Annotated in this window: 12 protein-coding genes; 3 read left to right on the top strand and 9 right to left on the bottom strand. The window is 32.8% G+C overall.

The annotated features are described in order from the left end of the window. Positions 1-8: 8 nt before the first annotated feature. The 6 genes from frhB to F555_RS0107740 form a co-directional block, all read right to left on the bottom strand. Positions 9-857, bottom strand: coding sequence for a coenzyme F420 hydrogenase subunit beta (gene frhB, locus F555_RS0107765; protein ID WP_018153424.1), 849 nt, complete (start codon positions 855-857; stop codon positions 9-11). Between the two features lie 94 nt (positions 858-951). Next, a complete protein-coding gene (gene frhG / locus F555_RS0107760) occupies positions 952-1638 on the bottom strand; it encodes a coenzyme F420 hydrogenase subunit gamma (protein ID WP_018154657.1) in 687 nt (228 codons plus the stop codon). A 27-nt stretch (positions 1639-1665) separates the two neighbouring features. After that, positions 1666-2214, bottom strand: a complete 549-nt coding sequence (frhD, locus tag F555_RS0107755; RefSeq protein WP_018154656.1) for a coenzyme F420-reducing hydrogenase, FrhD protein — start codon at positions 2212-2214, stop codon at positions 1666-1668. A 158-nt stretch (positions 2215-2372) separates the two neighbouring features. Continuing rightward, on the bottom strand, positions 2373-3602 hold the full coding sequence (gene frhA / locus F555_RS0107750; RefSeq protein ID WP_245547917.1) for a coenzyme F420 hydrogenase subunit alpha: 1230 nt from the start codon (positions 3600-3602) through the stop codon (positions 2373-2375). Positions 3603-3789: 187 nt separating this feature from the next. Beyond that, positions 3790-5055 (bottom strand): MBL fold metallo-hydrolase, encoded by a 1266-nt coding sequence (locus F555_RS0107745; protein ID WP_018154654.1) that lies wholly within the window; start codon positions 5053-5055, stop codon positions 3790-3792. 50 nt (positions 5056-5105) lie between these two features. Further along, complete coding sequence (locus F555_RS0107740; RefSeq protein ID WP_018154653.1) at positions 5106-6233, bottom strand: amidohydrolase family protein; 1128 nt, start codon at positions 6231-6233, stop codon at positions 5106-5108. 236 nt (positions 6234-6469) lie between these two features. On the opposite strand from F555_RS0107740, the gene F555_RS0107735 reads away from it, so the two are divergent. Both F555_RS0107735 and F555_RS0107730 read left to right on the top strand, forming a co-directional pair. Next, entirely contained in the window at positions 6470-7135 is a 666-nt protein-coding gene (locus F555_RS0107735; protein WP_018154652.1) for a thymidylate synthase, read from the top strand. Positions 7136-7160: 25 nt separating this feature from the next. Further along, a complete protein-coding gene (locus F555_RS0107730; RefSeq protein WP_018154651.1) occupies positions 7161-9134 on the top strand; it encodes a pentapeptide repeat-containing protein in 1974 nt (657 codons plus the stop codon). Positions 9135-9141: 7 nt separating this feature from the next. Here F555_RS0107730 and F555_RS0107725 read toward each other — a convergent pair whose 3' ends face one another. Further along, positions 9142-10044, bottom strand: coding sequence for a tRNA (adenine-N1)-methyltransferase (locus tag F555_RS0107725; protein WP_018154650.1), 903 nt, complete (start codon positions 10042-10044; stop codon positions 9142-9144). Then, positions 10041-10844 carry a ribonuclease HII gene (gene rnhB, locus F555_RS0107720; RefSeq protein ID WP_050559952.1) on the bottom strand — a complete coding sequence of 268 codons (804 nt, stop codon included), beginning with the start codon at positions 10842-10844 and terminating at the stop codon, positions 10041-10043. The genes F555_RS0107725 and rnhB overlap by 4 nt, the downstream gene beginning before the upstream one ends. Positions 10845-10957: 113 nt before the next feature. On the opposite strand from rnhB, the gene F555_RS0107715 reads away from it, so the two are divergent. Next, positions 10958-12043, top strand: a complete 1086-nt coding sequence (locus F555_RS0107715) for a formate--phosphoribosylaminoimidazolecarboxamide ligase (RefSeq protein ID WP_018154648.1) — start codon at positions 10958-10960, stop codon at positions 12041-12043. A 65-nt stretch (positions 12044-12108) separates the two neighbouring features. Here the strand turns inward: F555_RS0107715 and F555_RS0107710 are convergent, their stop codons facing one another. Further along, the gene (locus F555_RS0107710) at positions 12109-13431 is read right to left on the bottom strand and encodes a phosphomannomutase/phosphoglucomutase (RefSeq protein ID WP_018154647.1); all 1323 of its coding nucleotides are present in this window, start codon (positions 13429-13431) and stop codon (positions 12109-12111) included. Positions 13432-13453: the final 22 nt, after the last annotated feature.

Genomic DNA, 13453 nt, shown 5'->3' with positions numbered 1-13453 from the left:
TAAAGATTCTAATAAGGAACTGGTAATCCAATTTCTTTTCTATGTTCGATTTCTTTTGCGTTTTTCTCTTTTTTAGTTAGTGATAGTTTCTCAACTAATCCTAAACCAGGTTTAACTTCTTCTATTGGTTTAACTTCCAATGCTCCGGCTTCAACCATTTTGTTAAAGAACTCTTCTCCTTGAGCAGTTCTTATGAATACTGTACTCCAGCCATCTGGGCTTCCCACCGAACCTGTGGAAATATCAGCCAATTCAGCTGTGTAATCCATACATACGTGGCAGGATTGTTGTTCGTATGGGTGGGTTTCTTTTAATTTGATGGATTTAACATCTCCCCATTTGGAATATACCCAGAATTTACCTTTTCCAATATCAGTTTTAGCAACATCTTCCATCTTTATTCCACAGTGTTCCTCGATGATGGTTTTCATACCATTGTATGGGAAGTTTTCCATACAGAATATTCCCACAATTAATGCCAGTTTATCAGGAACGTGCCTAAATCCTATAGGATATTTCATTAATTTTCTAGTTGCAATTATTTGGCATGGAGTTCCAACAACTCCAAGTTTTTCACATCCATACTCTCTAACTGCACTCTTTATCACACTTATAGTTGGACAGACTGTGTATTTGGTTCCAGCAGCCTCTAAAACTTCATCAACTGTTGTTGCAACTTTAGGAGTTGTTTGTAATTTGTCATCTTTATCTGCAACAATAACACCATCCAAGAGGCCATTTTCCAAACCGTATATATATGCGGCTGAAACAATACCTCCATCTTGACATTTTTTCAGTATGGTTTTATCTGCAGCTCTTGCAGATACCACAGTTTTATACTTTCCAAAGGGATCCATTTAATCACCTTTTTAATTTTTAAGAAGTAATTGCTGGATCTTTTCCGAGCGAAGTAATCAAAAATCTACCCCAGATTTCCACCTATGTATTATATTATTCTATTTCCTTGATAATCTCAGGACATCTTATCCTTGGACATTGTACGCTGCATGCTCCACATTTAATACATATATCTTTTATGACGTTTGGTCTTCCGTCAAGCATCTCCACAGCTCTTGTAGGGCATGATGCTGCACATGTTCCGCATCCCATACAAAGGGACTTGTTGATAACTTTAACTAATAAGTCGCAACCACAAGCACCACTTCCATGCTTTGCGAGCTCTGCATATGGTTCTAAGTATTCCATATCTCCGTTTAAAGCTGCATTTATAACTGCTACAATGGCTTCAGGTGATGGAGGACATCCTGGAATTGCTATGTCACATTTTACAACTTCAGTTAATGGTGCAAAGGCGTCGTGAACTGGTTTTGACATTTGGTTTCCTTTGCAGAATCTTGTAATGTTGCCACTTGCTGCACAAGCCCCTAATGCCACTAAAATTTTTGCTTTCTTTCTACATTCTAATGCTGTTTCTAATGCGTGGTGATCGTTTAAGCAGACACTACCTTCAAGTAATATTATATCAACATCGTCAGGAATTTCTCTAACATCCGCTAATGTCTGAGAGTAAACTAAATCAATTTGACCCAATACATCTAAAAGTTTTTCATAGGTGTCAGCTAAGGAGACTAGACACCCACAGCAACTACTTAATTGGACGTGGGCAACCTTTAACATGATTTCTCCTCCTTATAATTGATCGGGTTAATTTCCCCTCAAGTACTCCAATATAATATCTACCGCCTTATCTACGGCCTTTTCAACTTCTTCACTTAACTCAAGTACCACATCAGGTTCTGAAATATATTTTGCCTGACAACCCACAACGATTAACTCAATTCCATACTGGTTACAGACTCGTTTTAAAGTGGTCGATAGTGGCCAGTCGTGAATATCCAATTTGTTATGTTCTGGGCCAGGTAAGTCTTCTTCTTTTAGTATTTTGATCTCTCCAGGTTTTAAACCAAAGTCTATAACATCAACTACAACGATCCTTTCTGTTTTTGAATCATCGTCGATTAATGTAAGAACTTGCTGAGGAGCTCCTGCACCTGCATCAACAAGTGCAATATCTTTTTTTTCTTCATCAGATAATACTTCATTTAATTTTTCAAGTACATGAACACTGAAGCCATCATCTGCGAATAATATATTTCCGCAGGCTAAAACCATATTTTTCTTTTTTAAATAGGATGGTGTGAGATCAAATTCTTCAATATCGTTAAATGAATTTTCGTCTAATGAAATACCCATATATTTTCACCAAATAATAAAACCGTAAGGTGGTTTTATTGAAGTTATTCTAAATATAATGTATAATATGTTTCAATGATAATTTTGACACAATCGCATTTTGGTCTCTCTCCAGGTCCCATTTGGGTTTCCTTTCGAGATCATCCCTTTTTTGGAATTTAAATTCTTCTTACTTCGATAACATCTTTTGTTTGGTCATCTTTAACGATGACGTGTGTTGCACATGAAGCTCATATGTCATATGCTCGCATAATTACTTCCGCATATTGGTGTGGGTAGCCTTCAATAGCCTTTTCAACTATAGGCATGTTCCATGTTGATGCTGCGATGATTCTGTAAGATTTAATTCTTCCATCTTTTCCTACTTCTGCAAAGTGTGTATTTGTTGCCCTTGGAGCTTCGTGAACTCCGATTCCAGAGCCATCTTTGTATTCAGGTTCTGTTCTTGTTTTTCCGTTGATGTTCAATTCGTCAAGAAGTTCAAGTGCCCTATAAACTGCTCCAAAGTTTTCCTGTGCTCTTGCAAGGTTTATATCCATTGCACCTCCGCCTTCTCTAAAGTTCCCAAATTTAACCATTCTTGCTCTTGGTCCTCCTTCAACAGGAACTCCCATATAGAGTGGAATTTGGTTTGTTGCGGTTTGAGCAATTTCTGGGTTTTCATAGTATCTCTGTGCAGGGAGCTCAGTAATATCATTCCATCTTAGTGCGTCTCTATTTCCGTATGTTGTATCTGTTGCAATGTATGGATAGTCATGAGCTCCTAAATCTGGAATTCCTACTTCATCCAAGTATCTTTCAATGAGCGTTTCCAAGAGCTCATACATTTTATGAGCATCTTTTTCAAACTCCTTGCAGGCATAGTATAATTTTGATTTCGCCCTTTCTGTAATGTTGGTTTTCATACCGCCTATTACAATGTTTGGAGGGTGTATTCCCTCTCCCCCTACAACATCAACAATTAACTGCCCCGCTTTTCTCATTTTTTGGATTAGCTTGATACCTTCAACTTTTAAGTCCTGTTCTTCAGGTTTTAACAGGTCGTCAATAATTAATAAGTGATGTAATGGGTGGGAGTGCATCCTGTTTCCAAGTCCAACAAGTTCCCTTAATATTCTCCCATCTTCAGGTATTTCACATCCTATGGCGTCTTCAACTGCTTCACATGATGCAATACCATGGGTAGTTTGACATATACCACAAATTCTCATAACTGCTATAGGTGCAAAGTCAGCAGGTTTACCTTTTAACATCGTCTCAAATCCCCTAACTGGGGTGGTGTTTGGATAATAAGCTTTGTTTACTATTCCTTCATCATTTACTTCTAAAATAAGCTTAGCATGCCCCTCATGCCTTGTAGTTGGGGCAATGGTTATGTTTTCTGCCACGTAAGTCACCTCCAAAGGACATAATTATATTAAATTTCTTTTTTTAACATTATATAAAGGGATATCTCTTTAAACATTTAGATACGGGTATTTAAAGTTTTAAATCCTTAAAAAATCACATAGTTTAATACGTAATTAATAAAATATACTAAAATAGTAATAAATATTAAAAAAATCCTTATGAAATTTAAAAAAGGGGCAATACACTGCCGTTGGTTGGAGCCATTGTTGGAATCTTAAAGTTTTTCCATATAGTCATTGCCAAAGAAAGGGCCTGATATCTTTCACCATGCATAACAAAGGCTTTTTTTGGCGTTGGTATTCTCTTTAAATACCTAATTAAAGAGTTGTAATCACCATGGGCCGAAAATTCTATTTTAACAACTTTTCCATTTACTGGGATTTTATTTTTAAATGGTGTTATCTCACTAGTTCCATCTTCTAAACTTCTTCCAAGGGTTCCTTCTGCTTGATAACCAGTTAATATAATCTTATTCTTTGGATTTTTAAGAAGTGATAGGTACTGTAAAATAGGCCCACCTTGAACCATGCCTGAAGTAGATATTATTATGCCTGGTTCTTTATTGAAGGCTCTTTTGTCGGCTTTTGTTAAGTTTCCAAATGGATTTACCCTATTTTCAATAGAATTTCTTATTCTTGGATTTAGCCAGTTTGAATATCCCATATATATTCCTGTGGCATGAATTAAGGAACCATCCACCCATATTGGAACTTCTTTTAACATCCCACTTCTCATATAGTTGTTTATTATTACAAGTATCTCCTGGGACCTTCCCACGGCAAATACTGGAATTATTACTTTTCCTCCATTCTCTATGGTCTCTGAAATTTCGTCTATAAGTTGTTTTTCCAATACCTTCCTAGCTGGTTTTACATCCAATGGTGATCCGTATGTTGATTCAATTATCAAGGTATCTATTTCATCTATTTCAGTATCTGCCGGAGATAATGTTTTGGTTTCTATTTCATTAATATCTCCTGTGTACAGTACTTTTTTTCCATCTATATCTAGGTAGATAGAAGAGCTCCCAAGAATGTGCCCTGCATTATGGAACTTAACTGAAATATCTTCGGTAATTTTTTTACATTCTCTATAATCGAGTGTTTCAACAATCCCCATGGTTCTTTTGATATCTTCTTCTTTGTAGATTTTTGAAAGATTTACCGTGTCTTTCCATACTGTGTACATTAAATCTGCAGTAGGTGGGGTACAATATACCTTTTTAAAATTGTAATAAGGAATTGCTCCACAATGGTCCAAATGGGCATGAGATACAATTACTGCATCTATATTCCCAGGGTCTATATTTGGGACTTCGTTGTTAGTTGGGTTCATACCACAATCAAGTAGCACTTTTGATTTTTTCGTGTCGATTTCAACACACGACATTCCTATTTGATGACATCCGCCATGAAATCTAACTATAGGCACAATACCACTTCCAAAATTTAGTTTAAATAGATTAAATCCCGTGTAATGAACTAATATATAACAAAGTTATCAATATCTCCTTTTTCGCATCGCGTTATAATTGATGCTACAATGTTTTTTGAATTTTTTATGGAATTGGACTTTTTAATGAACGTAAATACTGGTTTGTATCCTTCTTCTATTAGTCCTACGTTTTTAAGACCTAATATTTTTCCATTATTTATTGTGGCCATTTTTAGTATTTCTTTTGGTTCTATGTGATATATTTTATATATAAAGTCCATTTCCTTAAATATCGATGGAGAATTTGCCATAAAGTTATCTGTTCCAATACCTATCAATAAATCGTTTTTTATAAATTCATTGATATTTGGCAGTCCAACGTTAAAAGAGGCATTGGCCCTTGGACAGACTACTATCGGGATTTTGTTCTCTTTAAGTATATTTACTTCCTGGGATGTTGTATGGGTGGCATGTATTATGAAATTCGGGTTTAACTTCAAATCAACGATTCTTTCAATCTCTGTTTTTCCATAATTCTCCTTTGAATAGTTTACTGAACCTTCATGTTCGTTTGCATGTATTGAAAATAGTTTATTGGATTTTTTGGTGTTTTTACTAATGAACTTAAGTTTTTCGTCTGAATACTCGTTTGCTCCACTTAATCCTATACCGTCACTATTTTTTAGAATCTCTTTTAATTCATCTCTTAATTCATTTTCTTCATTTTTTGTGGGTCTTCCTAGTATGATGGGCTTTATATCCAATTTAGATTTTGCAACTGCTTCCTTTAGTAGATTTATTCCATTCAACCCATTTTCCCTGAAATCACAGAAATAGTTTATACCATTTTCATAAAGTTCATACAACCCATCCAACATTCCATTGACCAAATCTTTTTCATTACACCTATTTAAGAATTTATGTTTTAATCCATTTGGTGGTTTCACGAGCTCGTCTAAATTTTTGTTGATACCGATATCTTTAATAGGTGTATCTCCAATATGCGTATGGGCATTTATCAGTGAAGGAATTATAATACCCTCGTATTCTATAACGTTTTTAACGTCTTCATTTGTGAATCCTTTTATTATTCCGTCTTCGATTACTAAAATACCTTTTTTATATTCGAATTCACTTCCATATAAAAAATTTGATTTTATATATATTGTGTCCATGAGCTCACCAAATATAGTCGTTCTGCGAATTAGGCACTAAATATTTACTTACAAATAAAATTTATGTATTCTTATTTAAAAATTCTATTAAAATTAGTAGAATTAATGTTAATTATGGATGGGTGTAATAATTATATAACTTGCAGAACGACTATAAGATCTAAATCAAAACAATCTATATATTACATATTATATCTAATGTTGTTAAAAATATAAGAAATAACCGTAGTGATAAAATGCTTTGTATTAGAAAACCATCCGTAAGAGCGAGTTATGAGTATTTAGTTGAGAAGATATTAAAAGATGGAGAAGACATGACTACCGAAGACGGAGCTCGGTGTAGGGAAATTAGGAATGTAGCAATTGAAATTACAAATCCGAAGTTAAAAAGTATAAGTCCCAAGTATCCATTAGGAAAGCGTAGTGTTGAGTCCTATACGAATAATCTATTATATGGAAATTCAGGAGATGGGCAATTTGTTTATGATTACTATGAGAGAATTAGGGAATATCCAAATTATGATAAATCCTTAAAAAATGATCAAATCGAATATGTGATAAACAAACTTAATACAAATCCAGAATCAAGAAGGTGTGTAATATCCCTTTGGAATCCGTACATTGACCAAAAAGTAAAGGATGTTCCATGTTTAAACCATATAGGATTCCAGAAATCTGGAAATGACCTATATATGAGCGTATTATTTCGTTCTAATGATATTTTACTGGCTTTTCACTCTAATGCCATAGGTTTGATTAGTTTGGGGGAATATGTGGCAGAAAAAACGAATTCAACATTAAAAAGTTATTGTCATTTTATATACAATGCCCATATCTATGTCGATAGAGATGTTGATTATATTAAAAAGTATTTTCCTGAATATTTAGAATATTTAGAATAATTTTTTTATTTTTTTGGGGGAAATTATGGGAAAAGAAATTATTTCTAACGAGGATTTTTATAAAAAATTTATAGAATGTTTAGAAAAGGGGGAGAATTTTAAGTTAGAAAATTGTATTGTTAGGGGAGATGTTGATATTAGAGATATTTATAATAGAATTAAGTGTGATGAAAAATTAAAAGGGTTAATTACTGAACAAAAAGATAAAGAAAGTGCAATCGTAGATAAAAATGTGATAACTATAAATGCAGGTATAAACCTTAGTCTCCATAATGTTGAATTCAATGGTAATTTTCAAATGTTCAAGGACAAAATAGAAATTGTGGAAACATTTAAGAAAATATCTATTAAAATACTATTGGAAGATGTAAATTTTATAGAATCTACATTTAAAGGAAGAGTTAATTTTAGTTGTTCAGAAATTCAAGGTGAGGTCAGCATTATAGATTCAACATTTATGGAAGAGGTTATTTTTTGGAAATCAATATTTAAAGAGAACGTCTATTTTGAAAAATCAGATAAATTTGAAAATAATTTGGTAATTAAAGGTGAAATTAATTTTACTGACTCAATATTTGAGAAAAATGTTTATTTTATGGATTCGATAGTATTTAAAAAGAAAGTTGATTTTAATAACTCAACCTTTAAGGGAAATGCGCATTTTAAGAATTTAGTATTTGAAAAAATATTAGACTTTAGTAGTTCAACGTTTGAAGGGAATATTAATTTTAATGGTTTGATAATATTTGAAAGAGAAGTAAATTTTAGAAACTCAACATTTGAAAAAAATGTTGGTTTTTGGTATCCGAAATTTAAATGGGATGTTATTTTTGAAGGTTCAGAATTTAAAAAAATGGCGAATTTTCATGGTTTAACAGTAGAAGGAAAAGCGAATTTTAACAGTTCAATATTTAGTGGAAAAACTTATTTTAGTCATTCGACATTTGAGAAATGGATTAGTTTTAGAGGTTCAGAATTTAAAGGAGATGCCAACTTTAGCGATTCAAAATTTAAAGAAAAGGCTGAATTTTCTTATTTAACATTTGAGGAGAATGTTAATTTTTCGAATGTTATTTTCAATAAAGCAAAATTTTTCAATGCAATCTTTAAATCTCGTGCAGATTTTAGAGGAATCTGTTTTGTGTTGTTATCTTTTGTTGATTGCACATTTGAGGATTTAGCGTTATTTAGAAAAGGTAAAATTAAGTTTAAAAAATATAAAAGAAATAATATTAGTTTAAAAAAACCAGATAGACAATGGGTACATACAATAATTAATATAATTAAAGATAAATGCTTAGTAATCTTTCTTGATGTCCAATTTCTAAACAAACATACAAAAATAGAGAATTTCTCATTGTCAAAAACATCCTTTTTAAAGACAGATGTTAGAGAAGTGATGCTATTATGTGACATAAAAAAAGAAAAGATTTTAAGCCATAAATTTCTAAAAAATGATGAAAATAATGTAGGAATATGCGAAGAAGCATATAATATCCTTAAAAACCACTTAGATTATAAATCTGTTCTTGCAGAATATAGAAATTTAAGAATATCCATTGAAAATAATAGGACCTATGAAGAGGCTTCAAATTTATATAAAATGGAAATGAGGTTGAAGAAGGAATTTTCAAGAAATAAGTTTGAAAAATTTGCTATTTGGTTATATGGTGCAATATCCGACTACGGAGAATCAATATTCATGCCAATATTCTGGTTAGTTATATTAATTTTTGTTGTAACACCAAGTGCTTTAATGTATTCTAACACCATTAGTTCGTTTGTTAATACATTAATTCAACAAAATATTTCAAATAATGAGTATTTATTTGTCATTAATTATGCTTCATATTTACCGGCGGTATTGGGGGCTAAATTCTACATAGGGGATGGTAAAACCTTATTGAATACAATAATATATTGCTTATATAGCATATTATCAATAATTATAATGGGTAATCTCTATATAGCCCTTAGAAGAAGATTAAGCAGAAAATAAAATGTATTTATTCCTGTTTTTCTTGCTCTAATTTTTCTTCAGGTTCTATCTCTTCCTGTTTTAGTGGTTCTGGAGCAACCCTTGCAACTGTTATGTATCCAGTATGTCCGATCATTCTTGTTGAAGGTCTAACTCCCTTATGGCTAATTTCAATATCTCTAACTAAACATTCAACAGTTCTAACATCTAAAAATCCATGTTCCCTCAAAGCTTCAACACTCTTTTTAGCCTGTTCAATGTAAGGAACGTATATCGCAATCCTTCCCTTTGCCATGTTTAGTGATTTTTTTGCATGTTCTACTACATTCCATGGGTCTGGCATATCTAAAACTATAACATCAACATTTTTCTCTTCGATACCTTCTGTTATGTCTCCAATTTTTTGTGTAACATTGTAAAGTCCATCCTCTTCGATAGTTTCTTTTTCAGCAATTTTTTCAGCATCTTCTGGAGTGGAAATATCTTCATCCAATCCAATAATTTTCTGGTTCTTTTTTACGAGACCTACCATTTCTAAATTCTTCCTTGCAATTTTTGCAAATTCTGGTCTCCTTTCGTATGTTATAACTTTTCCATTCCTACCTACCGCATTTGCCAGATAGATTGTTAGAGCTGCAGAACCTGTTCCCGCCTCTACAACTGTTTCACCATCTTCTATACCACAAAGAGCAATTATTAGTCCAATGTCTTTAGGTAAAAGTGTGGTTACACTTCTTTTCATTTTTTTAACTATGTCGTGAATTGTAGGCTCGAATAAATAAAAATTATGGCCTTTATGCGTGTTTAATGCAGTTCCTTCTTTGACATCTTTTAAATCAACCACACCTAAGTCATTTCCAAATTTATCAACGTCCTTATTTAAGAGGTATTTCTTTTCTCTTTCGTCTATTATGAGTTTTTTAGTCTTCAAGATTTCACCCATTTTAAAAGGTTCTCATTAGGTTTTTTGTCAAGGTGTTTCGAGTCTTTCAAAAGCCTCTTAGATGTTGCCCAGCTTTTTCTAGCAATTTCAGGCAATTCTCCATTTTTCTTAAGGTATTCATTTAAGAAGTTAATGGTTCGGGTATCGCTGGGATATCCGCTACCTATTTCTCCATATTTATTTTTATATTCATCAATAATTCTATCCCTTGTTACTTTGGCTATAACTGATGCTGCAGACACTATTTTATAGTTCTCGTCAGCTTTATGTTCTGCTATAATTCTAACTTCACGGAAGAATTTTTTAGATGAATCTTCAGCCTGTTGCTTGATAACAGATTTCCGATTTACTTGGGATTTATTGATTAATTTTGCCCTTAGCTGGTTTGAAAAGGATTTTTCGTTACTACTGCATGCGTCTATGTATATATCCACATCGCCACTACTTTCCTTTAAAAATTTATTTGTTAATTTAGAAAATGCACTGAGCTCGATCTTGTTTAGATTCATTATTTTCATTAATTCATCAATTCTTTCAGGATGGAGTACTACGGTATCCACCTCAAAATTCTCCTTTATTATATTAAATAATTCTTCTCTTTTGCTCTTACTCAGCTGTTTACTGTCTTTCAACGGTAGTTTTTGAAGTTTTTCTAAATCTTTTTCATCCACTTTAACTACCGCAAGTACCATTGGTCCTAAAACTGGACCTCGTCCAGCTTCGTCTAGTCCTAAGATGATTTTGCCCGTATTATTTGGGCCATTATTTTTATTGTTATCCATATTTATCACATAAATAGGGGGTTCGTAACTGCATAACCTACAATAATCTATAAAAAATAGTAATCACTATAATTATTGTATTAGTTTTTGATAAGAAATATAAATACTTTGGTGGAATGATGATTTCGAAAGAAGAAATAATGGACATCTTTGACGGATACAACAAAGATGAAATAACAATTGCTACCGTTGGAAGCCATACATCTTTACATATTTTAAAAGGAGCTAAAATGGAAGGTTTTTCAACTGCGGTAATTACTACCAAAGATAGGGACGTACCCTACAAGAGATTTGGAGTGGCGGATAAATACATATATGTAGACCAATTTTCTGATATTTCAAATGAAGAGATTCAAGAAAAATTAAGAGAAATGAATGCCATCGTTGTCCCACATGGATCTTTTATTGCTTACTGTGGTTTAGACAATGTTGAAAACAATTTTAAAGTTCCAATGTTCGGAAACAGAAAAATATTAAGATGGGAAGCAGAAAGAGATTTAGAGGGCAAATTATTAAGAGAAAGTGGTTTGAGAATTCCGAAAAAATACAACGGTCCAGATGAAATAGACGGTGCCGTAATGGTTAAGTTCCCTGGAGCAAGAGGAGGAAGAGGCTATTTTGTATGCTCTTCAGAGGAAGAATTCTGGAAAAAAATAGCTGATTTTAAAGCTAAAGGAGTTTTATCCGACGAAGATGTTGAAAAGGCACATATCGAAGAATACGTAATTGGGACTAACTTCTGTATACACTACTTCTACTCACCATTGAAAAATGAAGTAGAGCTCATGGGTATTGACAGAAGGTATGAAAGTAACATAGATGGTTTTGTTAGAATTCCAGCAAAAGACCAGTTGGAAGTAAGTGTAAACCCATCATACGTTATTACAGGAAACTTCCCAGTGGCAATAAGGGAAAGTCTCTTACCGCAGGTATTTGATATGGGAGATAAACTCGTAGATAAGGCAGGGGACATGGTACCACCTGGAATGCTAGGACCATTCTGTTTACAAACACTGTGCAACGAAAACTTAGAGCTCGTGGTATTTGAGATGAGTGCAAGAATAGACGGCGGTACCAACAGCTTTATGGATGGAAGCGTATATTCCTTCCTATACAATGGAGAACCATTAAGTATGGGGCAGAGAATAGCTAAGGAAATAAAATTAGCATTAGAATTAAAAATGGTTGATAAAATATTGTCCTAAAATAACTAAAAAATAAAATATTATAATAAAAATTAGTTATTTTTAACTTATATTTTTTTATTTTACTATAGTCCATCTATAATTGATTTTATTTCGTTTATTTTGTTATCCGTTAATTCCTTATTATCAGATTCAAGGTTAAGTCTTAGTAATGGTTCAGTATTTGATGGTCTAACGTTAAACCAGTATTTATCACAATATACTGAAATTCCATCTACTTCTTCAATTTTGCATCTATTTGCATACTTTTCTTTTATCTTTTCCATGACATAATTTTGATCCTTTACCCTGAAGTTTATCTCTCCGCTGTGGAAGTATTTTTTATAATCTGCAGCTATTTTAGAGAGTGCTTTATTTTCATTATCAATGGCACTTAGGATATAGTTTAAAGCAAGTAATGGGCTTTCGAAGTATCCAACTTCTTTAAAGTAGAAATGATTGCTCAATTCACCTGCAAACTCTGCATCTATTTCATGCATAAGTTTTTTTATAAAGTAGTGTCCAACTCTGGTTTTTACAGGAATTCCACCATATTTTTCAATAGTTTCAGGAACTATTTTACTACATCTTAAATCATAGACTATTTTGCATTTATCTCTTTTTTCGTTCAGCATCTCTTTTGATATTATTGCAGTGAGTATATCCCCCGGTAGTACATTTCCTTTTTCGTCTATTATCCCTAATCTATCCCCATCTCCATCAAATATAATACCCAAATTACAGTTTTCATTTTTTACTGTATTTATTATGTCTTTTAAACATTCTTTTTTCAAGGTATCGGGCTGGTGTGCTGGAAACGTTCCATCTGGGTAGTCGTTGATGAAAACATGATTATTTAACAATTCGCTTAGGATTTCCTTTTCTGCAAATGTTGTGGCCCCATTGGCAAAATCTACTGCAATTTTTTTATCAGATTTTTTACACCTATTTAAAAAGAAGTTTTTGTAATCTGATTTTACATCTACACTTAAACTATCTAAATCAAGTTTTTCAACTTCTTTTTTCTGTTCATCGGTTAATTTGCATTCTTTGAAAATAGGTTTTATTTCCTCCACAGGAGAGATTGGAATGGCCTTCCTGTCGCACATCTTGAATCCAGTATATTCTGCAGGATTGTGTGATGCAGTTAGAATTACTCCTAAATCGTATTTATCTTTAGTTCCAAAGTACATCAACGGCGTTGAAATATCCCCTGCATAATAAACTTCTGCATTTTCCAATGCTCCGTATATAAAAGGTTTTACAAGGTTTTTTGAACCTATTCTAACATCGTTACCAACAAGGACATTTTCGTACTTCTCACCAAGTATCTTACCGAGTGAATATGCAAAATTTTCATCGAGCTCTTCTTTATATATTCCCCTCACGTCGTAGGCTTTGAATACCAAAATTATCACCGTTAATATGGAT

Origin of the sequence: Methanothermococcus thermolithotrophicus DSM 2095 (assembly GCF_000376965.1) — an archaeon.
GTDB lineage: Archaea > AGJL01 > Methanococci > Methanococcales > Methanococcaceae > Methanothermococcus > Methanothermococcus thermolithotrophicus.
Note: the sequence above shows the minus strand (reverse complement) of the source record. Positions and strands in the feature narration are given on the sequence as shown.